Here is a 24,174-nt window from a genome sequence, read left to right as displayed (position 1 = left end):
GCGGTCAGGCGAGGCGGCAGTCGGGAGGGATCCTCGCCGACTGCCGTTCTTTTTCCTCAGACGAAGAGGATGATCATCGCGATGACGAATGCCAGCAGGCCGAGAAGTTCGGCTGCGGCGAAGCCGATGAACAGGCGGCCCTGCTGGCCGTCTGCGGCACCCGGGTTGCGCAGGGCGCTTTCGAGGAACGAGCCGAAGACGTTACCCACGCCCAGGGCAGCCATGCCGGCGCCGATGGCAGCGAGACCGGCACCGATCATTTTTGCAGCTTCGAGATCCATGAGAAATTCCTTTGTAAACAGATAGAATTGAAAGGCTTAGTGAAGGTTTTCAGCGTCGTTGATGTACAGCGAGCTGAGCAGTGCGAAAACATAGGCCTGGATGCCCGCGACCAGGATTTCCAGCGCGCAGATGGCGATCATCAGCAGCATGCTGGGAATGGAAACGAGCGCGCCGAAGGCCGGGCCGGCGTTGATGCCGCTGATCACGAAGCTGGAGAGGATTTCCAGCAGGACGTGGCCGGCCATCATGGCGACGAACAGTCGCAGCGCCAGGCTGATCGGGCGGAAGAGGAAGCTGATCAGCTCGATCGGGAAGATGATCGGGATCATCGGCCACGGTGTGCCGTGCGGCACGAACAGGCTGAAGAAGTGGAAACCGTGCTTCGCGAAACCCACTATCAGGACGATCGCGAAAGTCATCAGCGACAGCACGCCGGTCACCGTAAGGTGGCTGGTGAAAGTGAACGGGTGGACGCCCGCCAGGCCCAGCGGCATCAGGCCGAGGAGGTTGGCGAACAGGATGAACATGAACAGGCTGAAGATGTAAGGCACGTACTTGCGCCCAGCCTTGCCCACGTTGGCTTCCAGCATGTTGTCGATAAAGCCGGTGAAGCTTTCCACTGCCATCTGCCAGCGGCCCGGCACCAGTTCGCGCCGCATGCCGCCCAGCATGAATACCCACAGCACGACGGCGCTGATCAGCATCCACATCGCGCTGTTGGTGAAGGCGATATTCATGCCCGCCAGTTCCCAGTTTTCCGAGCCGAAGATCGGCTGGATCTGGAACTGGTACATCGGATCGACTTTGGCTTCTTGCGCCACCGAGAAATACCTCAAACCTGCATGCAACGGGCGCCCATCGCGAACCCCTTACTGGGGATCGTCCGGGCGCCGGCTGGAAATCCGGATGATGTTCCTGAAGGCGACACCGATCCCAAGGAACAGCATCACCAACAGACCCCACGGCGACGTATCGAAGACCCGGTCGATGACCCATCCGATCGCCGCCCCGCCAAGAAGCCCGCCGAGCAGTTCGGCCAGGACGCGGTTGCCGAGCTTGTAATTCGCATCGGTACCTTGCGTCTTCGGCCGGTTGCGTTCCGCTTCGCGCTCCTGAGCCGCCTTGAGCCGCTCTTCCAGCGCGTCGATTCTCGCATCTTCACCGACGGGTTCCCGGGCGGGTTTATCGTCGCTCATGCCATGCTCCTGCGGAGTGTGTGAGGCACGGGCAACGAAGGTGCCCGCCAAGGGCGCCGCCCCCTTAGGGGGGTGCCGGATTCGAGTCAACCGCAGTGGCCCGCCTGCTTCCGGTATATTCGGCCCTCTGCCCCGCTTCCCGCCTTGCACAGTCGCGCGATGGCGGGCAATCAGGCGGCGTGGAAGAGGGGCGCACCGACACACCGGCCGTGACAGGCCAGACCGGCAAGGCCGACCATGCCGGGCACCGTGCACGGCTGCGCACCCGGCTGCTGGAAGGAGGGGCCGACGCGCTGGCCGATTACGAGGTGCTCGAATATCTCCTCGCCGCCTCGCGCCCGCGGATCGATACCAAGCCCATCGCCAAGAGCCTGATGCAGCGCTTCGGTTCGCTGGCAGGGGTGCTCAATGCCGACCCGAAGGCCCTCGCCGGCCACCCCCAGATGGGCGAAACCAGCGCCGCCGCGCTGAAAGTGGTGGCGCTGGCCGCGCGCAAGCTGGCGAAGGCGGGCGTGCAGGACAAGCCGGTGCTGGGCAGCTGGCAGGCGCTGATCGACTACCTCACCATCGACATGGCCCACCTGACGGTGGAACGGGTTCGCGTGCTGTACCTGAATACGCAGAACCGCCTGATCCTGGACCACCACGTCGGTGACGGATCGATCGACGAGGCGGCGATCCATCCGCGAGAAGTGGTGAAGCGGGCGCTGGAAATCGGCGCAACGGCGCTGATCCTCGTCCACAACCATCCGAGCGGCAACCCGCAGCCGAGCCGCGCCGACATCGATATCACCAACCGGATCGCCGAAGCCGGGCGCCTGCTCGGCATCGTCGTGCACGACCATGTCATCGTCGGGCGCGAAGGGCACGTCTCGCTGCGGAGCAAGGGCCTGATCTGACGCCGGCTTGCAAGGCTTGTCAGGACGGCGGCGTAATACCGTATCCGGCATAGATTGTGTCGACCGCCGGCCAGATGCGTCGGGCCGCGCGAATATCGTCCATGCCCCCGGCGTCGCCCTCAGCCAGGCGGACGACGCCGCGAAGGTAAAGCGAGGCTTCCTGCGAAGGGTCGAGTTCCAGCGCCGCATCGAGGTCGGCAAGCGCCGCATCGTGATCGCCGAGCTTGAAATGCATCATGGCCCGGCTGTCGAATACGTTGGCGGACTCGCTGGCTTTCTCGACGGCGGCATTGCAACGGGCGACCCCGTCATCGGTGCCGACGTCGTAAATCCCGCGGAACCAGCAATCCTGATTGAGCAGTGCGGCGTCGGTCTCGCCCGATGCCAGCGCACTCTCGATCTCGAAAAGCCCGTCTTCCGCGCGGCCGGCAATGCCCAGGATGTCGGAGCGGAAGGTGGCGATGCGCCATGCTTCGTCGTCATCGACCACGATAGTGTCGAGCGTTTCCAGCGCCTCGTCGATTGCGCCCGTTCGGGCGAGAGCAATGGCCAGATTATAGCCGTTCCACATGTCAGGCTCCAAGTCGTAGACCTCGCGATAGCCCTCCGTCGCCTCGGCAAGATTTCCCATCTGGTCATGCAAGGATGCGCGCATCCGCAATTCGTCGATCGCACCGCGCTCCTCCACCAGCCGGTCGTAATCCACCAGTGCCGCTTCGTAATCCAGCAGAAGTTTCTTGAATGCGGCCCGGCGTTCGAGCGGGCCGAAATCGTCGGGAGCGGCATTCGCGAGGGCGGCATCGAATTGCGCCATCAGCGGCGCGGCGGCGCGCGCCAGTTCGCGCGGATCGCGTTCCCAGCGCCACAGCGGATCGGCCGGAGCAAGCACTTCCAGTTTCTTCGCCGAGAGAGCCATCACAGCGCGTTTTTCCGCGCCGATGCGGTCGGGAGCAATCTCTCCCAGATGCCCGATCGTTTCCACGGCGACACTTACAGTGCTTCCCTCGATCGCGCCGTCCCAGCTGATGACCTGGTTGGCCGCTTCGCCGCGCATCGCGGCATCGCCGCGAAGCGTGAAGCCTTTGCCGGCGCCCGGCAGCTCCAACTCCAAGATCGACCGCTCGCGGGTCGGGCCCCGTGTCGCTGCGGGGATGTTCCGCCATGAAGAACGAGCGCGGTCAGGTGAGAAGTTGATTCCCGAGGAAGGCGTCAGATTGTAAACAAGCTCGCCATCGCGCCACGAAAACGGGTTATCCATCAATCCTTTCGCCACGAACAGCCCGGTCCCGCTTTCGTCGTCATAACTGACGTCCACGTCGGTCACGATATCGCCCGAACCGGACATGGACCGCAGCATTTCCTGCTTGCCCTGCGCGTCCAGCTGCGCGGCGAATTGCTTGAACGAGGCCCCGCCCGCTCCGAACGCCTCCATGCGCATGGTGGACAGGCCTGGCAGGTCGATCCCTGCCGACAGATCGAGAACGCTCGTCATGATCTGGTCGGGCCAGGGCTGCTCACGCTGGGTCATCGGGACCAGGTCGGCCCCTTCGGCGGTCAATGGCAATGCATAGTAAAACGGCGGAACTTCGCCGATATTGGTCGCACGGGTACCGTTGCTGGTGCCGTCGATCCAATAGTCGACCCCGTCGATAGTGGCGCGCACAATCATGTGGTCGAAATGGCCGGGCAAGGCGGTCACCTCGCTTAAGGCATCCCCGCCCTGCGTGGTCACGAGCACAGCCTGCGACTCGATGCCCAGCTCTCGCAGCATGCTGAGCAGCAAGACCGACTTAGCCTTGCAGTCGCCGTATTTCTTGTCCCATGTCAGTTCGGCGTTCTGCGGCAGGTAATTGCCGCCATCGAGACCGTTCATCAGATAGCTGATGTCTTCCTGCACCAGCCGCGTGGCCGCGACCGCACGGGTCAGCGGGTCGGTGCTGGCGGCCCTGATTGCAGCAACTTTGCCGGCAAGTTCGCCGCCGGGCTCTATGGTTGCGGCGGTTTCAAAGTGCGGCGCCATCTCGCGCGACAATTCCTGCCAATCGGCGAAACTGGTAATTTCCAGGATAGGCGGTCGCTTGAAGCGGCTCGGCGCGTCGTAAGGCATGGGCTTGCGCCGCGCGATGGGAAGTTCGAGCGAAAGACGCGTGCGCCCCCCGACCGTCTCTGTTTCGATGCCCTCCACGTCCGGGCCTGCCGACCACAGGATGTCGTCGTCTGCCGCCCAGCTCGCGATAACCCGACTGCGGCCGATTTGCTGCGGTTCGCTGGGCAGGAAATGGCGCGCCTGGATTTCGTTGCCCAGCGCCTGGTCTTTGAGCGAAGTCGAATAGGCCACGCGAAGCCGGTCGCCGACCTTAAGGCCCGGAACTGCGACCGTTGCTGTCAAGACGCCGTCGAGGAAGCGCATCTCCAGCCCGCGTTCGCGCCGCAGCGTGTCGAAGCGCACACCCTGCTCGATCAGGTCGATGACCTCCCCGCCGCGCAGGATTTGCAGGGCATGAATAGTCAGGTCGCCCTTGTCGGGCAGCCACGTGGTCTGAAGCGTGCCGGCAGAAGTCAGCGCCTCGGTGCTGTCGAGCCTGACGATACGTTCTTCGTAGCGGTGGACCGTGCCCTCATCGATCCAGATCTGCGTATCAATCAGACGGTCCGACGGCCCCGTATCGCTGTCCACCTCGCTGGCCGGTATCACTTCCACCCAATCGGGAGCCGGTGCGTATATCGGCTCGTCCCCGGCGAGTGCTGGCGAAACCCAGGCAGCGGCAATCAAGCCAAATGCGGCAAATTTGGTGCGACTCACGAAGTAATCCCCTGTTGAATACGGCAAATTCCCGCATCCCTCGCCGTAGACTGCACACCTTGCCGTGTTCTTACAAGGAAATGCGGGGAAGCGGGCTTGAATTGCCGGGGCCGAAGCCATACGCGCCCCTCGTCCCCAAGCCATCCGACCGGAGCAACCCATGGTCCCCCGTTACGCCCGCCCTGCCATGACCGCCCTGTGGGAGCCGGAAGCGAAATATCGTATCTGGTTCGAGATCGAGGCGCATGCGACCGAAAAGCTGGGCGAGTTGGGCGTCGTGCCGGACAGCGCAGCCAAGGCGCTGTGGGACTGGTGGGCGACCGAGCCGGAGATCGACGTAAACGCGATCGACGACATCGAGGCGGTGACCAAGCACGACGTCATCGCCTTCCTTACCTGGGTCGCCGACCAGGTGGGCGAGGAAGCGCGCTTCATGCACCAGGGCATGACCAGCAGCGACGTGCTCGACACCACCCTTGCCGTGCAACTCGCCCGGGCAAGCGACATCCTGCTGGAAGACATGGACCTGCTGCTCGCCGCGCTGAAACGCCGGGCGAAAGAGCACAAGTACACCGCCACCATCGGGCGCAGCCACGGCATCCACGCCGAACCGACCACTTTCGGCCTGAAGCTGGCGCAGGCCTACGCCGAATTCGAACGCTGCCGTGCCCGCCTCGTCGCCGCGCGCGCGGAGATTGCGACCTGCGCGATCAGCGGCGCTGTGGGCACGTTCGCCAACATCTCGCCCGAAGTCGAAGAGCACGTGGCGGAACGCCTAGGCCTTGCGGTCGAGCCGGTCAGCACGCAGGTCATCCCGCGCGATCGCCACGCGATGTATTTCGCCACGCTGGCGGTAATCGCGAGCTCGATCGAGCGGCTGGCGGTGGAAATCCGCCATCTGCAGCGCACCGAGGTGCTCGAGGCCGAGGAATATTTCTCGCCCGGCCAGAAGGGTTCGAGCGCTATGCCCCACAAGCGCAACCCGATCCTGACCGAGAACCTCACCGGGCAGGCCCGCATGATCCGCGCCTACGCCCTGCCCGCCATGGAGAACGTCGCGCTGTGGCACGAGCGGGACATTTCCCACTCCTCGGTCGAACGGTTTATCGGCCCCGATGCCACCATCACGCTCGATTTCGCGCTGGCGCGGCTGACCGGCGTGGTCGACAAGCTGCTGGTCTATCCCGACCGCATGCAGGCCAATCTCGACCGGATGGGCGGCCTCGTCCATTCCCAGCGCGTCCTGCTTGCCCTGACGCAGGCCGGCATCAGCCGCGAGGATGCTTATGCGCTGGTCCAGCGTAACGCGATGCAAGTTTGGGAATCGGACGGCAAGCTGTCGCTGCTGGAACTGTTGCAGGCCGACGAGGAGGTGACAGCGAAGATCGCGCCCGAAGACCTCGCCGAAAGCTTCAACCTCGATTACCACTTCAGGCAGGTCGACACGATCTTCGACCGCGTCTTCGGCTGACGGCGCGCCGCCCCTTCCCAAGCGGCGGCCCTGCCCCTAGCATCGCGCCCGTTCTTCGAGGGAGATTGGAATGCAGATTGTGAGAACGCTGGTATGGGTCTTCCTGCTGGTCGCGCTGGTCGCCTTCTCGGTCGCGAACTGGGGCGAGACGAGCGAAGTCCACATTTGGGAAAACCTGATCTGGCAGACGCGCCTGCCGGCGGTGGTGATCGTGTCCTTCCTGCTCGGCCTGGTGCCGACGTGGCTCGTCTATCGCACGCAGGCATGGCGGCTGGAGCGCAAGATCCGGTCCCTGCAGAACACGACGCACACCACGCACACGGAGGGAACTGCGTCGACCACCGCTGCTACACCGACGCCCGCACCGGTGCCCGGCCCCACGCCGGCCCATTCCGACCGCCCGCGACCGCTGGAAGATCCCGGCCCGTTGACGGCCGACGACAAGTCCTGACCGCGGCCGTGTCCAACCCCGTCTTCCTCGCCGTCGATGTGCCGCAGCTCGATGCTGCGCGCGCGCTCGCAAGCCGCGTCAAGGCCCATGTCGGCGGGCTGAAGCTGGGGCTGGAGTTCTTTTGCGCGCACGGCTCGCACGGGGTCCACGACCTAGCGCAGGTCGGCCTGCCGATCTTCCTCGACCTCAAGCTGCACGACATTCCCAACACCGTCGGCGCGGCGATGCGGGCGATCAGCGTGCTGGAACCGGCCATCGTCACGGTCCACGCCGGCGGCGGGCGGGCGATGATGGAAGATGCGAAAGCCGCCGCGGGCGAGCGGTGCAAGGTCGTCGCCGTGACGATGCTCACCAGCCTCGACGAGCGGGACCTTGCGCGGACCGGCGTGACCGGCTCCCCGCACGACCACGTGATGCGCCTTGCCGAACTCGCGCAGGCGAGCGGGCTCGACGGGATCGTGTGTTCCGGGCAGGAAGTGAAATCGGTCAAGCAGCAGTGGCACGGCGGCTATTTCGTCGTGCCCGGCCTGCGTCCGGCAGGCGCCGCCACCGGCGACCAGAAACGCACGGTCACGCCGCGCCAGGCGCGTGACGACGGCGCCAGCGTGCTGGTCATCGGTCGCCCCATCAGCCGCGCCGACGACCCCGCGCAGGCCGCCCGCGATATCGAGGCGACGCTATGAAACTACCTATCGCCATTGCGGCAGGACTGCTGGCGACGGCCTGTGCAACAACCGTCCAATCCGAAAACGTCGTTCTCGCGCCTGCAGCAGACGGCGCACGACTTATCGAGACATGCTCGCGCCCCGGGCCGGAAGGGGTCGATAGCTTCTTTGAAGTTTCGCCGCGCGAAGTGACCGCGGTCGAAAGCGCAACCATGCGGCTGTTGCGCGACAAAGCGGAGGAATACCGCGAGCTGCAAGGTGGTCAGGCGATATTCGACCCCTTCGAATGGCCCGAAAACCCGGCAAGCTACACCCGCGCATATGTCGGTTATATCGTCGATGGCGAGCGGATGGTGTATGGCGATTTCAGGCCTGCGAGTACCCTATCTACGAAGGGCGATCGCTGGGCCACTCTTTGCGACGGCGGATCGAAATTCTTTGGCGTGGAATATTCGCTAGACCGGATGAAAGTGAAGAGGATTGCTTTCGATGGCAGCCTTGGCGGTCTCATGTTTCCGGCCATAGAACCCTGAATGACCCAACAACTCATCAAGATCTGCGGGCTTTCCACGCCCGAAACCGTCGACGCGGCGGTCGATGCGGGGGCGACCCACATCGGCCTCGTGCATTTCGAGCCCAGCCCGCGCCACTTGAGCCTCGAGGATGCAGCAGCCTTGCGCCGACGCGTGCCGAAGGACGTGAAGGTCGTTCTGCTCACCGTGAACATGCAGCCGGCGGAACTGGGAATGGCGCACGACTTTGTGAAGCCCGACATCGTCCAATTCCACGGGGCGGAGACGGCCGAATGGCTCAACCTCCTCGCCCAGCATACCAAGCTGGAGTTCTGGAAGGCGGTGGGCATCCAGAATGCGAAATCGCTCGAAAAAGTGCAGCGCTATGCCAAGGCGGCGGCGCGGCTGCTGTACGATGCGCCGGCCAAGGCGCTGCCCGGCGGCAACGGCGTGGGCTTCGACTGGAGCGTGCTGGACGGTTTCAACCACCAGACCGACTGGGGGCTTGCCGGTGGCCTGACCCCCGACACTGTGGCCGATGCCATCCGCCGCACGGGCGCGCCGCTGGTCGATGCCTCCAGCGGCCTTGAATCAGCGCCCGGCGTCAAGGATATCGGCCGCATACGCGCTTTTTGCGAAGCCGCCCTCTCAGCGAACAAGTGATCCCATGAACGCACTCAATTCCTTCCGCAACATGCCCGACGAGCGCGGCCATTTTGGCGATTATGGCGGCCGCTACGTCGCCGAAACGCTGATGCCGCTGGTGCTCGATCTGGAGCGTGAATACCGCGCGGCGCAAGCGGACCCCGCCTTCCAGGAACAGTTCGATGACCTGCTGGAACATTACGTCGGCCGCCCCTCCCCGCTCTATTACGCGGAGCGGCTGACCGAGGAACTGCGCAAGGACGCAGATGCCGGAATGGGCGCGCAAGTCTGGTTCAAGCGCGACGAGCTCAACCACACTGGCGCGCACAAGATCAACAATTGCATCGGGCAGATCCTGCTGGCGATGAGGATGGGCAAGACGCGGATCATCGCGGAAACCGGCGCGGGCCAGCACGGGGTCGCCACGGCCACCGTCTGCGCGCGTTTCGGTCTGCCCTGCGTCGTGTACATGGGTGCGGAAGATGTCCGGCGGCAATCGCCCAACGTGTTCCGCATGAAGCTGCTCGGCGCGGAAATCGTGCCCGTCACGGCCGGGCGCGGCACGCTGAAGGACGCGATGAATGAGGCGCTGCGCGACTGGGTCGCCAACGTTTCGGACACGTTCTACATCATCGGCACCGCCGCGGGGCCGCATCCCTATCCGGAGCTGGTGCGCGATTTCCAGAGCGTAATCGGCAAGGAAGCGCGCGAGCAGATGCAGCAGCGCATCGGCCGCCTGCCCGACCTTGCCGTAGCCTGCATCGGCGGCGGGTCGAACGCGCTCGGCCTTTTCCACCCCTTCCTCGACGATGCGGAGGTCAAGCTGCTGGGTGTCGAGGCGGCCGGGCACGGGCTCGACGGTGACGAGCATGCGGCGAGCCTCCTCGGCGGCTTCCCCGGCGTACTCCACGGCAACAAGACCTATCTGCTTCAGGACGATGACGGCCAGATCACCGAGGGCCACTCGATCAGCGCCGGCCTCGACTATCCCGGCATCGGGCCGGAACACGCCTGGCTGAAGGACACGGGCCGCGTCGAATACACCGCGATTACGGACAAGGAGGCGCTGGACGCCTTCCAACTCCTCTGCCGGACGGAAGGGATCATCCCCGCACTGGAACCCAGCCACGCCATCGCCGCCGTCTCCAAGCGCGCAAAGGAAATGCCGCAGGACAGCATCATCCTCGCCAACCTGTGCGGGCGGGGCGACAAGGATATCTTCACCGTGGCCGAGAAGCTGGGAGTGGAGATTTGAGACGAGACTATCGTTTGTTGATCTCTATCTCGCTGCTCGTGTTTGCTATCTTCCAAGCATATATTTTTAGGGATGCTCTTACTGAATATAGTCTCGCCGGGGGCTGCCCTTCGGGTCCTGAGAACACTATCGTTCCATGTCCCGCCGTCGATCAGATGAAGTTTAGCGGGCTCATGATCTCAAGTGCTTTGGTTCTGAGCGTTTTGACCTTGGTATGGATTTGGTGGAGACCACGACAATGAGCCGCCTTACCAACGCCTTCGCCAAACCCCACCCCGCCCTCGTCTGCTTCGTCACGGCAGGCGATGGCGACACTGCGGCCAATCTCGACGCGCTGGTCGAGGGCGGCGCGGACGTGATCGAGCTGGGCATGCCGTTTACCGATCCGATGGCCGATGGCCCCGCGATCCAGGCGGCGAACATCCGCTCGCTCGGCACGGGAACGACCACCGCGGACGTGCTGCGCCACGCAGCCGAATTCCGCGCGCGCCATCCTGACGTGCCGCTGGTGCTGATGGGATATGCCAACCCGATGATCCGGCGCGGTCCGGAATGGTTCGCGGACGAATGCGTCAAGGCCGGCGTCGACGGGGTAATCTGTGTCGATATCCCGCCCGAAGAGGATGAGGCGCTCGGCCTGGCTTTGCGCGCGAAGAACATCGCTACAATCTTCCTGTGTGCACCCACCACTGACAGTGCGAGACTTCCCGCGGTTCTCCGGGGCTGCGAAGGATTCCTCTATTACGTCTCCGTCGCCGGGATCACCGGCAAGCAGCAGGCCGCGCAGGCCAGCATCGCCGATGCCGTCGCGCGGCTGAAAGCGGCGACCGACCTGCCCGTGGCGGTCGGCTTCGGCGTTCGCACGCCGGAGCAGGCAGAGGCCATCGCACGGGTCTCGGACGGCGTCGTCGTCGGCTCCGCACTCGTCGAGATCGTCGGCGAACATGGCAGCGATGCGCCCGAAAAGCTGCGCGAGCTCACGCAGGCGCTTGCCAACGCCGTCCATTCCGCGCGAAAGGGCTGACCCATGAGCTGGCTAGATCGCGTTCGCAATTCGCTGCCCTTCGTTCCCAAGAAGGACACGCCCGACAACCTGTGGGTGAAGTGCCCCAACTGCGCGGAGATGATCTTCTCCAAGGAATACGAGGAGAACCTCAACGTCTGCCCGCGCTGCGACCACCATGGCCGTATCGGCGCGGACCGGCGGCTTTCGCTGCTGCTCGACGATGGCTACGAGCTGCTTTCCCCGCCGCTGGTGCGCGAGGATCCGCTGCGCTTCAAGGATACGAAGAAATACACCGACCGGCTGAAGGCCGCCCGCGCCGCCAATCCGCATAACGATGCGTTCACGGGCGGCAGCGGAACGATCGACGGCCACCCCGCCGTGGTCGGCGTGCAGGATTTCAAGTTCATGGGCGGCAGCATGGGCATGGCCGTTGGCACGGCGTTCTGCCAGGCGGCAGAGCGGGCCCTAACCCGCAAATGCGCCTTCATCGTGGTGACCGCCGCGGGCGGTGCGCGGATGCAGGAAGGCATCCTGAGCTTGATGCAGATGCCCAAGGCCACCGTGATGACGCGCCGCCTGCGCGAAGCGGGCCTGCCCTATATCGTCGTGCTGACCGATCCGACCACCGGCGGCGTCACGGCCAGCTACGCCATGCTGGGCGATATCCATATCGCAGAGCCCGGCGCCCTGATCGGTTTTGCCGGCCAGCGCGTGATCCAGGATACGATCCGCGAGAAGCTGCCCGAAGGGTTCCAGCGCGCCGAATACCTCCGCAAGCACGGTATGGTGGACATGGTGGTGGAGCGGAAGGACCTGAAAGCGCGCCTCGCGACACTGCTCGATTTCCTGCAACCCGACCGGGAAGCGGCCTGACGGCGATGGTCGCGGATTTCGCGACCTCCGAAGACCCGGCCGTCCAGCGCCAGCTCGATCGGCTGGCGCGGATGAAGCTGCAGCACGGGCGTTTCGACACCTCGGTGATCCGCGCCTTGCTGGAGCGGCTGGGCGACCCGCAGGACCGCCTGCCGCCCGTGTTCCATGTCGCGGGCACCAACGGCAAGGGATCGACCTGCGCCTTCCTGCGCGCGATGCTGGAAGCGGACGGCAAGACCGTGCACGTCTCCACCAGCCCGCATCTCGTGCGCTTCAACGAGCGTATCCGAGTGGCCGGGGAGCTGATTTCGAACGAGGCGCTCGCCGCCCTGCTGGAGGAGGTGATCGACGCGTCGGACGGTCTCGGCACCAGTTTCTTCGAAGTCTCGACCGCCGCCAGCCTGCTCGCCTTCGCGCGAACCCCTGCCGACGCGGCGATCGTTGAGGTCGGCCTTGGCGGCAGGCTGGACGCGACCAACGTGTTTCGGCGCCCCGCCGCCTGCGGCATCGCGGCGTTGGGCATCGACCACGAGGAATATTTGCTGCGCGCCGAGGACGGCCCGCCCACATCCCCGCTAGCGCGCATCGCGTTCGAAAAAGCGGGCATCGTGCGGCCGGGCAGCTCGCTCGTCACCCTGTCCTATGAGCCGGAAGCCGAGCTGGAGATCGAGCGCGCGGCAATGGCCGCGGGCGCGCCGCTGGCGATGCGCGGCACACATTGGCACGCCAGCGTCACCGACGTGCTCACTTACGCCGACCGCCACGGCGAGCTGGTCCTGCCGCTGCCCGCCATGCGGGGGGAGCACCAGGCGGAAAACGCTGCACTCGCCGCCGCCATGCTGCGCCACCAGGATTATGCGATTGTTGCGCCGGAAGCCCTGGCGAAAGGCATCCGCCGCGCCCGCTGGCCCGCGCGCTTGCAGAAACTGGGCGACGGTCCGTTGACGCGGCTTGCGGGGGGGAGCCACACGGTCTGGCTCGACGGCGGGCATAACCCTTCCGCCGGCGAAGTGCTGGCAAAGCATTTCAGCGGGGGCGAGCCGCTGCATCTCGTGCTCGGCATGCTGGCGCGCAAGGACCCCGCTGCTATCGTGGGCCCCCTGCGCGAGAATCTTGCCACGGTGCAGGTCGTCCCGGTGCCCGGCGACGTCAGCCACAGGGCGGAAAACGTCTGCCCCCGCGCGATGAACCGCGAGACGGTGGAACAGGCACTGGAAGCCCTGCCCGACGACGGCTTGCCGGTGCTGATCGCAGGTTCTTTGTACCTCGCGGGCGAGGTCCTGCGCCTGAACGAAGAGCTGCCGGACTAGGCTTCCGCCACCACGTGCCGGTCGGGCGTGACCACGCCGCTGTTGCGACCGGCGCGCGCCTCGCGGATCCACTCCATCACACACAGCACCACGGCGACGACGCCGATCAGCGCGGTGAAGATAAAGACGAAGTAATAGCCGCGATCCTCGATCATCTGGCCGAGCGCGCCGCGGCCCAGCGTGCCGATCAGCAGCGTGAGCGATGCCAGCAGCGCGAATTGCACGGCCGCGTATTTCTTGGCCACGATGCTGGAAAGCCACGCGATGTACGCCGCCCCGGCGATGCCGATGGCCAGGTTCTCCCAGAAAATTGTGAAGGCCAGCTTCGCCAGTCCTTCGCTCGGCGGGGCGGCCACGAAGAACAGCGGTGCCAGCCAGCCGGCGATGGTGTCCACGAGCCAGGTGAAGCCGATCGCGTCGCTGCCGGCCTGCATCGCCGCGCCGCCGACGGCGAGGTTGGCGTAAAGCAGGTTGGTCGCCGCCGCGATGATCGCGCCCAGCGTCAGCATGAACATCCGCCCGAAGACCGTAATCAGCCAGCCGCCCAGCGCCAGCCCGATCAGGATGGCGAAGATGCCGAGGATCTTGGACGCGAACGCCACGTCCTCGCCCGTGTAGCCGAGCTCGCCGAGGTAGAACGGGTAGGCGAAGACGCCCCAGACGGAATCGGTGATGCGGTAGGTCAGCACCAGCGCCAGCACCAGCATCAGCGACCAGCCCATCCGGTTCACGAATTCCACCAGCGGCAGCACCAGCGCGCGGTACAGGTGGTCGGTAATCTTGACCGAATGGCCGGCCCCCGCGCCCGGCGCCGCGCTGATCACGTTCTTGCCGTCACGCTGCTGCTTCACCACCCATGCGGCGATGAATGCGGGCACGACGATCGTCGCCAGCACGATCAGCGGGCCGTAAGTGGTGGTGAATTCGGTCACGTCGGGGCGGGCATCGGCCGCCGCGGTCATGGAGCGGACCATGAAGACCACCACCGTGACGATGGCCCAGCCCCACAGCAGCCCGACCGCCAGCAGGGCGCGATTGCGCACTTTCTCGGTCACTTCGCCCACGTTGTAGAGCTCGGCCACTTCCTCGCGGCTGGCAGCAGCATTGGCAACGCGGTCGTCGGACACGCGGGCATCGGGCGCGAACAGGGCGGCAAAGCCGATGACCAGCATGAACCCGCCGAACATGACATAAACGAATGGCCAGCCATATCTCTCGGCAAGGATCAGGCCGATGGCGCCGCCGACGAGGCTGGCGAGGCGGAAGCCCATCTGGGTGATTGTGGACAGGATATCGAGCGTCGCGACCTCGTCCGCCACGTCGATACGCCAGGCGTTGATGCCGATGTCCTGCGTCGCGCTGGCAAAGGCGCCGATGGCCGCAAGCAAGCTGAACCAGCCCAGCGAAGTCGCGGGGTTGAGCGTGCTCATTACCACCAGCGCGATGCCGATGATCAGCTGCATCGGCGCGATCCACTGCTTGCGCTTGCCGAGGCGGCGCAGCCCCGGGATATCGACCTTGTCGAGCAGCGGCGACCACAGGAACTGGAAGGCGTAGGCAAGCCCGACGAGGCTGAAGACGCCCATCGTTTCGAGGTCCACCTCGGCTTCCGAAAGCCAGGCGTACAGCGTACCGAGGAAAAGCGCGGGCGGCAGGCCCTGCGCAAAGCCGAACAGCACCATGAAGCCGCTCTTGCGGTTGTTGAGGGAGCGGAAAACCTCTCCCCAACCCGGCTTCGTTTTCTCTGCTGCTGCGGCCTCGGCCATTCCCGTCCCCAAATTGTGTTGCGCACCGGTTCGTGCGAAAGTGTGACCCGCAGTTAAAGGATGTGCGCATGAACGCAATCACAACCGCCGCGCGGCGAACACCTTCCGCGGGACAGCTCGCCCTCGCCCGCGCGGTGGCAGCAGGTGCGACGAGGGCGGATCGCGGGATGTCGACGTTGCCAGCCAGCGATTACACCGACCCTGCCCATTTCGAGCGGGAGATGGCCGCGCTTTTTGGCCGGATGCCCCAGCTGGTCGCCCCCTCCGCGCTGCTGCCGCAAGCGGGCATCGCGGTGCCGCATGACCTTTCCGGCAAACCGCTGCTGGTCACGCGCGACAAGGAAGGGACGGCGCGCGTCTTCCTCAACGTGTGCCGCCACCGCGGGACGCGGCTGGTCGAGGGCGACGAAGCGCACTGCGCAGCGCGGCTCGTTTGCCCGTACCACGCATGGACTTACGGCCTCGACGGCAAGCTGCTTGCCCTGCCCCGGCCCGAGACGTTCCCCGGCCTCGACAAGTCCGCCCACGGCCTCGTCGAATTGCCAAGTATCGAGAGCGGCGGCGCGATCTGGTTCGCGCCAGCCGGCGACTCCGACTTCGCGCATGCGCGCACGCTGGGCGAGGATTTCGCCGCCTTCGGCATGGCGGACCTGCACCTGTTCCGCCGCAAAACCCACTCGGTCGCGGCGAACTGGAAGCTGATCATGGACGCCTTCCTTGAATCCTATCATGTCACGCGGCTGCACAGCGGAACCATCGGCCCGTTCTTCCGCGACGGGGTGACGGCAGGCGACGAGATCGGCCCGCACCTGCGCAGCGCGGTGGGCCGGATCGACGAGATGGAGGGCGTGGACCTCTCCGACATGGACGCGCTGCGGCGGATCGTGACCTTTGCCTACCAGCTGCTGCCCGGCACAATCGTCATTCCCAGCCCGGATTACATCAACATCATGACCCTTTGGCCGCAGGCGGTGGGCCACACGCTGGTGGAGGATTTCATGCTGATCCCCGAACCGCCCGCGACCGACAAGGCCCGCGATCACTGGGAGCGCAGCTGGGCGCTGCTCGACGGCGGCGTCTTCGCGTCCGAGGATTTCCGGGCAGCCGAACTCGGCCAGCAAGGTCTTTCTAGCGGCGCGGTCGAACATATCACCCTCGGCGCGCTGGAAAGCGGGATCGCGCGCTTCTCCGAATTGATCGCGGTGCAAATGCGCGAGGTTAACTGATCGAACGAAAAAACCCCGCTCGGTCGAGCGGGGTTTTCGCCGAGGGTCTTACCCTCGAATTGCAAGCGATCAGGAAAACTGCGAGTCGAGGCGGTCGCTCATGCGCTCGCCTTCGCAGATCTGGGCAAAGCACTGTTGCACGATTTGGCGGCTTTCCGGCTGAAGGTCATCGTCGTCCAATGCGCTCTGGAACTTGCCCTTGATGTAGTCTTCGCCTTCTTCGACGCGTTCGACCGCGCTTTCATTCTTGTCGCCGAACATGGTCGTCATATCGACCCATGCGCGGTGGGCGCTGCCGCTGAACGATCCGTCTTCGCGGGGCGTGCCACCCAAGCGGCTGATTTCGCCGTTGAGGCTGCTGACGACCTGGCGACGTTCTGCGCCAGCCGCGCGCAGCGTGCTCTGCAGGTTGGCATCGGTAGCGCGTTCGGCTGCCTTTTCGTAGCCGAGCGTGCTGTCGATGGCGGTGTCGGCGAGGGTTTCGAGCGTTGCGAGTCCTTGGGTCATGATAATGTCCTGTATTGGTGTAATGTCGTGTTCGACTTACCCAACCAACTGTCAGACAACGGTTTTTATCCGGCTTGCGCGACCAGTTGCCGCTATTGTCCGACCAAGCGTTGGCCGCGCCGCCATTGCCCGCTAAGGCGCTGCGGATGAGCAATCGAGACGAAGCCGACGCGCCGCAGCGCATCGCCAAATTGCTGGCCCGCGCTGGCGTTGCCAGCCGCCGCGAAGTGGAACGGATGATCGAGGATGGCCGGATCGCCATCGACGGCAAGCCCGTCGAAAAACCGGCGACCCTGCTCACTTCGCTCAAGGGCGTCAGCGTGGACGAAAAGCCGGTTGAAAAGCCCGCGCCTGCCCGCCTCTATCGCTTCCACAAGCCCGCCGGCCTGCTGACGGCGGAGCGCGATCCGAAAGGCCGGCCGAAGATTTACGACGCGCTGCGCAACGCCCTGCCCAAGGATGCGCCGCGGGTGATGCCGGTCGGCCGCCTGGACTACAACACCGAAGGCCTGCTGCTGCTGACCAACGACGGCGAACTGAAGCGCGCGCTGGAACTGCCGCGCAACGAGATCCCCCGCACCTACCGCGCCCGCGCCTTCGGGGAGGTTTCGCAGGAAACGCTGGAAGACCTGATGACCGGCATCACGGTGGACGGCATGCGTTATGGCCCCATCGACGCGAACCTGGAACGCAGCAGCGGCCGCAACCAGTGGATCGAAATGACCCTGACCGAAGGCAAGAACCGCGAGGTGCGCAATGTCCTCGAACACCTCGGCCTGCAGGTGAACCGGCTGGTCCGCACCGCCTACGGCCCGTTCGAACTCGGCGACTTGCCCCGCGGGCAGGTCGATATCGTGCCCCGCGGTCCGCTGGAAGCGATGCGCCGGAAGCTGAAAGCGTGAGGATCGTCGCCGGCGACTGGCGCGGTCGCAAGCTTGTTGCGCCCAAGGGGGAGGTTACGCGCCCCACCGCGGACCGGACGCGCGAAACGCTGTTCAACATGCTCGCCAGCCGCCTCGGCAGCTTCGAAGGTCTGAGCGTGGCGGACCTGTTCGCCGGCTCCGGCGCGCTCGGTACCGAGGCGCTGTCGCGCGGCGCGGCGCATTGCCTGTTCGTGGAGCAGGAACGCAGCGCGGTGGAAGCGATCAAGGCCAACCTCGCCTCGCTCAAGGCCGATCGCACGCGCTTCGCCGTGCAGGCGGGGTCTGTGCTTTCGCTTGGCCCCGCCAAGGCGCCGCACGACCTGATCCTGCTGGACCCGCCCTATCACACCGGCGCGGGCGCGGTAGCGATCGACCGGCTCGCACGGCTCGGCTGGATCGGCCCGGCGACCTGGATCGCGCTCGAAACCGCAGCGGACGAGGAGGCGAGCTTCAAGGCGGTCGACATCGCGGCGGAACGCAAGGTCGGCAAGGCTATGCTCCGGCTGCTGCGCCTGCCGGACTGAGCGCAAAAGAAAGGGCACCCCGCTTGGCGGAGCGCCCTTTCCAACGCCACAGGCGTGACGAACTGGTCTGTTTGCGTGCCGCTCAGTCCTTCGGACGGGCGGCGCGCTTTTCTTCCGGGGTCATCTGGCTGGCAGGCTTGCCGGGCCAGTAATCGAGCGGACGGTTGCCGTAATTCATCCCGGCCTCGCGCGGCTGGATGCAGCCGTCGGTCACGGTGGCACTGCAAACCGGATAATCCTTTTGCGGGGCAGGCGTCGTGTCGAGCACGGCCTGACGCGTTGCCGGTCCGCCGCTGTTCGCAGCCTCTGTCGCAGCGTCGGCGGTATCGGTAGCATTCGCGTCCTGCGCCGAGGCGGCGGCGGGAAGGCCGATGAAAACGGCGGCCGCCGCGGCGGTGGTGAAAATCTTGCGCATCGGCAACTCCTTCAATTCTCTGGCCATTAAAACGCCGGACGATGGAAATACGTTCCGCGTGCCTGCGCGTTCGCGCGGACTGACGCCTTGCGCAGCGGCCCCGTGTTCCCTAGCTGTTCACCATGCCCGAAACCGACCCCAACTTGCCGGCACAGGCCGCTCCGCAGTGGCTTGCGCATCTCAACCCGCCGCAGCGCGAGGCGGTGATGACGCTGGATGGGCCGGTGCTGATGCTGGCCGGTGCCGGCACGGGTAAGACTGCCGCCCTCACCCACCGCCTCGCCCATATCGTGCGCGAACGGATGGCGTGGCCGAGCGAGATCCTCTGCGTCACTTTCACCAACAAGGCGGCGCGCGAGATGCGTGACCGTGTCAGCAAGCTGACCGGCGGAGCGCTGGAAGGTATGCCGTGGCTCGGCACCTTCCATTCGATCGGCGCCAAGATGCTGCGCCGCCACGCGGAGCTGGTCGGGCTGGAGCCGAATTACACGATCATCGACACGGACGACCAGCTGCGCCTGCTCAAGGCGCTGATCACGGAAGCCGGTCTCGACGAGAAGCGCTTCCCCGCCCGCCAGCTCGCCGGACTGATCGACGGGTGGAAGAACCGCGGGCTCAACCCCGCCGATCTGACCGCCATCGACAATGAGGCCTATGGCAACGGCAAGGGCCAGGCGATGTACGCGCGCTACCAGGAGCGGCTGAAACAGCTCAACGCCTGCGATTTTGGCGATTTGCTGCTGCACATGCTCAACATCTTGCGCCAGCATCGCGACGTGCTCGAAAGCTACCAGAAGCGGTTCAAATACGTGCTGGTGGACGAGTACCAGGACACCAACGCCGTGCAGTACCTGTGGCTGCGGCTGATCGCGCAGGAGCGCAAGAACATCTGCGTGGTGGGGGACGACGACCAGTCGATCTATTCCTGGCGCGGGGCGGAAGTTGCCAACATCCTGCGCTTCGAGAAGGATTTCCCGGGCGCCAAGGTCGTGCGGCTGGAGCAGAACTATCGCTCCACCCCGCAAATCCTTGCCGCCGCCGGCGGACTGATCGACGCCAACAGCCAGCGGCTTGGCAAGACCTTGTGGACCGAGCTGCCCGAAGGCGAAAAAGTCCGCGTCATCGGCGTGTGGGATGCGCCGGAGGAAGCGCGCCGCGTTGGCGAGGAAATCGAGCGGCTGGAGCGTGAAGGCGCATCGCTGGACGAAGTCGCCATCCTCGTGCGTGCATCCTACCAGACCCGCGAGTTCGAAGACCGCTTCATCCAGATCGGCCTGAACTACCGCATCATCGGCGGTTTCCGTTTCTACGAACGCGCGGAGATCCGCGATGCGCTCGCGTACCTGCGCGTCATCGCCCAGCCGCAGGACGACCTGGCGTTCGAGCGCATCTATAACCAGCCCAAGCGCGGCCTGGGTGCCAAGACGCTGGAGAAGATGCACCAGCATGCGCGCCGCACGCAGCAGCCGCTCGCCGCCGCATCGCTGGAGCTGGCCGACAGCGACGAATTGCCCGTCCGCGCCCGCAACACGATCGCGGCCTTGCTCCACGATTTCCTGCGCTGGCGGGACATGGCGGAGCAGGTCTCCCCCGCCGAGCTGCTGCGTAACGTACTGGCGGAAAGCGGTTACGACGCGATGCTGGAAGCGGACCGGACGGCAGAGGCTGCAGGCCGCGCGGAAAACCTGTCCGAACTCGCCCGCGCGATGGAGGAGTATGACACGCTCGGCGATTTCCTCGAACATGTCGCACTGGTCATGGACAACGATGCCAATGCGGAGGACGAGAAGGTCACGATCATGACCATCCACGCCGCCAAGGGTCTGGAATTCGACCACGTCTTCCTGCCGGGGTGGGAGGACGGGGTGTTCCCCTCCCAGCGCGCGCTCGACGAAGGCGGGCTCGCCAGTCTCGAAGAAGAGCGGCGCCTCGCCTATGTCGCCATCACGCGTGCACGGCGGCGCTGCACGATCCTGCATGCGGCGAACCGGCGCATCTACGGCCAGTGGACCAGCTCCATCCCCAGCCGCTTCGTCGAGGAATTGCCGGACGAGCATATCGAGCAGGAAACGACCATGACCGGCGGCGCCTCCCTATGGCGCGCGAACTGGACCGAAACGGAGGACCCCTTCGCCCACGTCTCGCAGAACCGCCCCGGCCGCAGCAGCGCGCGCGGTCCCGGCTGGCAGCGCGCACTCGCCAGCGGATACGACACGACGCCGGTGCGGGTGAAGGAGCCGGGCCGCAGCGCCGCCAGTTTCGCCGCCAAGCCGCGCAACGACATCGCGCTGGGCGCGCGGGTGTTCCACGACAAGTTCGGTTACGGCACGGTGATGGGCCAAGAAGGCAACAAGCTGGAAATCAATTTCGAGGATGCCGGCACCAAGCGGGTCATCGACAGCTTCGTGAAACCAGCGGACTAGGCCTCGGCAGTTTCCTGCGCCGCCCGCGCGGCGGGCTTGCGCGCCATCGCCGCCCAGCCCGCAAACGGCCGCGCAAGTTCGCCGGCCAGGCCTTTCGAGCCGCCTTCAACGCCAGTCCGGCAATCGATGAAGGGTGCGGGGTCGACATAAGTGCCGAACAGGCGGTCCCAAACCGTCAGGATGCCGCCGTAATTGCTGCCGCATAGCTCCAGGTCATCGATGTGGTGGAGTCGGTGGGCAGCAGGACTGATCAGCCACTTGCCGAGCGGGCCCAGCGTCCACGGCAAGTCCGCATGGATGAAGTATCCCCACCAGGTGCGTGCCAGCCCGCAGACGACGATCGCCCAAACCGGCAGGCCCAGCAGGATCAGCGGCGCGACATCCACGAACAGCGAGAGCACCTTCGCCAGTGGGTGTTTGCGCAGCAGCGCCAGCCACGTCATCGCCGTGTCCGAATGATGGACCGCGTGCATCGGCCAGAGCCATTTCGTGTGCTCAGCCCGATGGCGCCAGTAAATGATGAACTCGCCCGCCAGCAGCGTGACTGGCAGGACCAGCGCCGCGCCTTGCGCATCCCAGAAAGCGGCCATTGCAGGGAAAATCGCCGCCGCATCGTTCCAGCGTTCGGTCGGCAGGACCAGCAGCGGGGCGAGGATCAGCGAATTGATCGCGACGAGGCCGATGTTGGTCAGTGTCTCACCCCTGGTGCGGGCGAGCGCAGCCCAGATCCGCTCGCGCTTCAGGATCGTGGCGAGCACCGCGAACAGCAGCGCGGCCGGCGCGAAGGCCAGCATCTTGGCTGCGGCATCGGATGCGAACGCTTCCATCCCCGCGCATATCGCGCGCGAGGCTTCAACATTCGGTTAACTTTGCGCCAGACGCGCGCGTTCAGATTGCCGAGGTGTCGAGGAAGTCCGGACGCGGGCCGTTCCACTCGCCGGCCGGCACCGGCTCTTCATCCTGCTGGCGGCGCGGCTTGCGCTCTGCTTTTGCGGGCTTCTCGCGCTTTTCCTCGCTCTTGCGGGAATCCTTGCGCGGCTTGCGCTCGGGCGACGGAGCGCGTGCCTGCGCAGGCGCCTCGCTGTCCTCTTCCTCGGCCTTCTTCGGCTTGCTGCGCTTTTCCGGCTTGTCGGCATCGGGCTGCTTCAGCTCGACGCGGACATCGTTCTTGCCGAACACCGGGATCGGATTGCCGGTGAGCTTTTCGACATTGTCGATCGCCTCGGCATCGTCGGGCGTGACGAAGGTGAAAGCGCGACCCTTGGCCCCTGCACGCCCCGTCCGGCCGATACGGTGGACGTAATCGTCCGGGTGCCACGGCGTGTCGTAATTGAACACGTGGCTCACGCCCTTGATGTCGAGCCCGCGCGCGGCGACGTCGCTGGCGACGAGGATGTTCATGTCGCCGGACTTGAACCGCTCCAGCTCGCGCTGGCGGGTCGCCTGGTCGATGTCGCCATGGATTTCACCGCTGGCGAAACCGGCGCGCTGCAGGTGCTTGTTGAGCTCGCGCACCGTCGTCTTGCGGTTGGAGAAGACGATCGCGGTTTCGACGTGGTCGTTGCGCAGCAGCCATTCCAGCGTCTCGCGCTTCTGGCGCGGCTGGACGTTGATCTTGAAGGCGGTGATGTCCCTGTTGGTGGTCGCCGCGCGGCTCACTTCGATCCGCTTGGGATTGGTCATGAATTTCTTCGCCAGCTTCTCGATCGGCGGAGGCATGGTGGCGGAGAACAGCAGCGTCTGGCGCTGCTCGGGCAGCTTGTCGCAGATGAATTCGATGTCAGGGATGAAGCCCATGTCGAGCATGCGGTCGGCTTCGTCGATCACCAGCAGCTCGCAGCCGTTGAGCAGGATCTTGCCGCGCTCGAACAAGTCCATCAGCCGGCCCGGCGTGGCGATCAGCACGTCGACGCCCTCGTCCAGCGCCTTGACCTGGTCGCCCATCTGCACGCCGCCGATCAGCAGCGCCATCTTCAGGTCGTGATTGACGCCGTACTTCTCGAAATTCTCCGCCACCTGCGCCGCCAGTTCGCGGGTTGGTTCCAGGATGAGGCTGCGCGGCATGCGGGCGCGGCGGCGACCGCTGGCGAGCACGTCGATCAGCGGCAGCACGAAACTGGCCGTCTTGCCGGTGCCGGTCTGCGCGATGCCGATCAGGTCCTTCATCATCTGGACGGCCGGAATCGCTTCCGCCTGGATCGGGGTAGGCGTGTCGTAGCCCGCGGCTTCAACCGCAGCGAGCAATTCGTCGGACAGGCCGAGATCGGCAAATTTCATAGGCTTAGGCTAAATCCCTAAAGGTCAATCGGAGCGATTGGTTGGGCGTTTGCGGGCAATCCGGCCCGGCGGGCCAATCGAAACGCTGCGAACGCGCCGCGCCTCTCGGCGAAAACGGCGGAAAAGTCAAGGAAATGGGAGCGGCGCGGCTGCGGCGTTATTCTGTGACAGGCTCCAGCCGCTCGAGCGACGCGATGCTGCACGTCACCCCGCTGCGCGACCGCAGGCGTTCGCGGGCCACGCACATCTGCCCGTCCTCGCTGCGTTCGACGTAAAAGCCGGAATAATACGCCCGCGCGCTACAGCTGCGTTCGAGCCTGGCGGACACGATGCCGCCGCTGCGGCGGAAGAACAGCAGCCGGTTCTCTCCCGAAGGCCGGACCGCGCCGATATCTTCCATCGGCATGCAGTCGCCCATCGCGACGCGGCGATAGCGTACCCGGCTGCGGTTGTCGGGCGGCGGCGCGCTGCTGGTCCGGCGCGGGGCGATGCGCAGCACGACGCGGCGTTCGACCCGGACCTGTCGCCCGATCTCGGGCTGCCAGACGAGCGGGCCTGCGGCGGCAGGCTGCAGGGTCGATGCCGCCAGCGGATCGCCCTCGCCCAGCCGGGGCGCATCCTGCGCCCCGCCCGCAGACACTGCCGGAAGCATCAGCGCCAGCGGCGCAAGCATGATGGGCAGGAACTGCATGGGTAAGCGGGTCTCCGGCGGAAAGCGGCGTCGGGATATTCGAGCCCGTCCCCT

At 65.4% G+C, this 24,174-nt stretch carries 24 protein-coding genes; 14 read left to right on the top strand and 10 right to left on the bottom strand.

All coding sequences use genetic code 11. The features are described 5' to 3' along the window. Window positions 1-56: 56 nt before the first annotated feature. Genes VCJ71_RS01310 through VCJ71_RS01300 form a run of 3 tightly spaced genes read right to left on the bottom strand, consistent with a single transcriptional unit; the run spans window position 57 to window position 1,478 of the window. Complete coding sequence (locus tag VCJ71_RS01310; protein WP_290134883.1) at window positions 57-281, bottom strand: F0F1 ATP synthase subunit C; 225 nt, start codon at window positions 279-281, stop codon at window positions 57-59. Window positions 282-317: 36 nt separating this feature from the next. Beyond that, window positions 318-1,103: a F0F1 ATP synthase subunit A gene (locus VCJ71_RS01305; RefSeq protein ID WP_324638520.1), complete on the bottom strand. Its 786-nt coding sequence runs from the start codon at window positions 1,101-1,103 to the stop codon at window positions 318-320. A gap of 48 nt (window positions 1,104-1,151) precedes the next feature. Beyond that, a complete protein-coding gene (locus tag VCJ71_RS01300; RefSeq protein WP_290134881.1) occupies window positions 1,152-1,478 on the bottom strand; it encodes an AtpZ/AtpI family protein in 327 nt (108 codons plus the stop codon). A 179-nt stretch (window positions 1,479-1,657) separates the two neighbouring features. Between VCJ71_RS01300 and radC the strand changes: the two genes are divergently transcribed. Further along, on the top strand, window positions 1,658-2,377 hold the full coding sequence (gene radC / locus VCJ71_RS01295) for a RadC family protein (protein WP_416379135.1): 720 nt from the start codon (window positions 1,658-1,660) through the stop codon (window positions 2,375-2,377). A gap of 19 nt (window positions 2,378-2,396) precedes the next feature. Here radC and VCJ71_RS01290 read toward each other — a convergent pair whose 3' ends face one another. Then, entirely contained in the window at window positions 2,397-5,180 is a 2,784-nt protein-coding gene (locus VCJ71_RS01290; RefSeq protein WP_324638519.1) for a DUF3857 domain-containing protein, read from the bottom strand. 160 nt (window positions 5,181-5,340) lie between these two features. Here VCJ71_RS01290 and purB point away from each other — a divergent pair, with 160 nt between their 5' ends. From purB to VCJ71_RS01245, 9 genes are all read left to right on the top strand, one after another. After that, window positions 5,341-6,651: an adenylosuccinate lyase gene (purB, locus tag VCJ71_RS01285; protein WP_324638518.1), complete on the top strand. Its 1,311-nt coding sequence runs from the start codon at window positions 5,341-5,343 to the stop codon at window positions 6,649-6,651. A 70-nt stretch (window positions 6,652-6,721) separates the two neighbouring features. Beyond that, on the top strand, window positions 6,722-7,102 hold the full coding sequence (locus VCJ71_RS01280) for a DUF1049 domain-containing protein (RefSeq protein WP_324638517.1): 381 nt from the start codon (window positions 6,722-6,724) through the stop codon (window positions 7,100-7,102). Window positions 7,103-7,110: 8 nt separating this feature from the next. Next, window positions 7,111-7,785 carry an orotidine-5'-phosphate decarboxylase gene (gene pyrF, locus VCJ71_RS01275; protein WP_324638516.1) on the top strand — a complete coding sequence of 225 codons (675 nt, stop codon included), beginning with the start codon at window positions 7,111-7,113 and terminating at the stop codon, window positions 7,783-7,785. After that, the gene (locus tag VCJ71_RS01270) at window positions 7,782-8,300 is read left to right on the top strand and encodes a hypothetical protein (protein WP_324638515.1); all 519 of its coding nucleotides are present in this window, start codon (window positions 7,782-7,784) and stop codon (window positions 8,298-8,300) included. Before pyrF ends, VCJ71_RS01270 begins: the two co-directional genes overlap by 4 nt. Continuing rightward, window positions 8,301-8,942, top strand: coding sequence for a phosphoribosylanthranilate isomerase (locus VCJ71_RS01265; protein ID WP_324638514.1), 642 nt, complete (start codon window positions 8,301-8,303; stop codon window positions 8,940-8,942). Between the two features lie 4 nt (window positions 8,943-8,946). After that, complete coding sequence (gene trpB / locus VCJ71_RS01260; RefSeq protein WP_324638513.1) at window positions 8,947-10,179, top strand: tryptophan synthase subunit beta; 1,233 nt, start codon at window positions 8,947-8,949, stop codon at window positions 10,177-10,179. A gap of 238 nt (window positions 10,180-10,417) precedes the next feature. After that, window positions 10,418-11,203 carry a tryptophan synthase subunit alpha gene (gene trpA, locus VCJ71_RS01255; protein ID WP_324638512.1) on the top strand — a complete coding sequence of 262 codons (786 nt, stop codon included), beginning with the start codon at window positions 10,418-10,420 and terminating at the stop codon, window positions 11,201-11,203. Window positions 11,204-11,206: 3 nt separating this feature from the next. Further along, the gene (gene accD, locus VCJ71_RS01250; RefSeq protein WP_324638511.1) at window positions 11,207-12,058 is read left to right on the top strand and encodes an acetyl-CoA carboxylase, carboxyltransferase subunit beta; all 852 of its coding nucleotides are present in this window, start codon (window positions 11,207-11,209) and stop codon (window positions 12,056-12,058) included. 5 nt (window positions 12,059-12,063) lie between these two features. Further along, window positions 12,064-13,368 (top strand): bifunctional folylpolyglutamate synthase/dihydrofolate synthase, encoded by a 1,305-nt coding sequence (locus VCJ71_RS01245; protein WP_324638510.1) that lies wholly within the window; start codon window positions 12,064-12,066, stop codon window positions 13,366-13,368. Here VCJ71_RS01245 and VCJ71_RS01240 read toward each other — a convergent pair. After that, window positions 13,365-15,134, bottom strand: a complete 1,770-nt coding sequence (locus tag VCJ71_RS01240) for an AmpG family muropeptide MFS transporter (RefSeq protein WP_324638509.1) — start codon at window positions 15,132-15,134, stop codon at window positions 13,365-13,367. The genes VCJ71_RS01245 and VCJ71_RS01240 overlap by 4 nt on opposite strands. Before the next feature lie 68 nt (window positions 15,135-15,202). Here VCJ71_RS01240 and VCJ71_RS01235 point away from each other — a divergent pair, with 68 nt between their 5' ends. Then, window positions 15,203-16,360, top strand: coding sequence for an aromatic ring-hydroxylating oxygenase subunit alpha (locus VCJ71_RS01235; protein WP_324638508.1), 1,158 nt, complete (start codon window positions 15,203-15,205; stop codon window positions 16,358-16,360). Window positions 16,361-16,429: 69 nt separating this feature from the next. Here VCJ71_RS01235 and VCJ71_RS01230 read toward each other — a convergent pair whose 3' ends face one another. Continuing rightward, window positions 16,430-16,867, bottom strand: a complete 438-nt coding sequence (locus tag VCJ71_RS01230; RefSeq protein ID WP_324638507.1) for a ferritin-like domain-containing protein — start codon at window positions 16,865-16,867, stop codon at window positions 16,430-16,432. Between the two features lie 146 nt (window positions 16,868-17,013). Here VCJ71_RS01230 and VCJ71_RS01225 point away from each other — a divergent pair, with 146 nt between their 5' ends. Together VCJ71_RS01225 and rsmD are read left to right on the top strand one after the other, a co-directional pair. Continuing rightward, window positions 17,014-17,769: a pseudouridine synthase gene (locus tag VCJ71_RS01225; protein WP_324638506.1), complete on the top strand. Its 756-nt coding sequence runs from the start codon at window positions 17,014-17,016 to the stop codon at window positions 17,767-17,769. Next, entirely contained in the window at window positions 17,766-18,314 is a 549-nt protein-coding gene (gene rsmD, locus VCJ71_RS01220; protein WP_324638505.1) for a 16S rRNA (guanine(966)-N(2))-methyltransferase RsmD, read from the top strand. Before VCJ71_RS01225 ends, rsmD begins: the two co-directional genes overlap by 4 nt. An 82-nt stretch (window positions 18,315-18,396) precedes the next feature. Here rsmD and VCJ71_RS01215 read toward each other — a convergent pair whose 3' ends face one another. After that, window positions 18,397-18,729, bottom strand: coding sequence for a hypothetical protein (locus tag VCJ71_RS01215; protein WP_324638504.1), 333 nt, complete (start codon window positions 18,727-18,729; stop codon window positions 18,397-18,399). A gap of 122 nt (window positions 18,730-18,851) precedes the next feature. Between VCJ71_RS01215 and VCJ71_RS01210 the strand changes: the two genes are divergently transcribed. Continuing rightward, complete coding sequence (locus tag VCJ71_RS01210; RefSeq protein WP_324638503.1) at window positions 18,852-21,152, top strand: ATP-dependent helicase; 2,301 nt, start codon at window positions 18,852-18,854, stop codon at window positions 21,150-21,152. Here VCJ71_RS01210 and VCJ71_RS01205 read toward each other — a convergent pair. From VCJ71_RS01205 to VCJ71_RS01195, 3 genes are all read right to left on the bottom strand, one after another. Then, a complete protein-coding gene (locus tag VCJ71_RS01205; protein WP_324638502.1) occupies window positions 21,149-21,979 on the bottom strand; it encodes a sterol desaturase family protein in 831 nt (276 codons plus the stop codon). The genes VCJ71_RS01210 and VCJ71_RS01205 overlap by 4 nt on opposite strands. Before the next feature lie 61 nt (window positions 21,980-22,040). Further along, the gene (locus tag VCJ71_RS01200; protein WP_324638501.1) at window positions 22,041-23,429 is read right to left on the bottom strand and encodes a DEAD/DEAH box helicase; all 1,389 of its coding nucleotides are present in this window, start codon (window positions 23,427-23,429) and stop codon (window positions 22,041-22,043) included. A gap of 157 nt (window positions 23,430-23,586) precedes the next feature. Next, window positions 23,587-24,120 (bottom strand): hypothetical protein, encoded by a 534-nt coding sequence (locus VCJ71_RS01195; protein WP_324638500.1) that lies wholly within the window; start codon window positions 24,118-24,120, stop codon window positions 23,587-23,589. Window positions 24,121-24,174 lie beyond the last annotated feature (54 nt).

It is taken from the genome of Pseudoblastomonas aquimaris, from assembly GCF_035481675.1.
Classification (GTDB): domain Bacteria; phylum Pseudomonadota; class Alphaproteobacteria; order Sphingomonadales; family Sphingomonadaceae; genus Alteriqipengyuania_B.
Note: the sequence above shows the minus strand (reverse complement) of the source record. Positions and strands in the feature narration are given on the sequence as shown.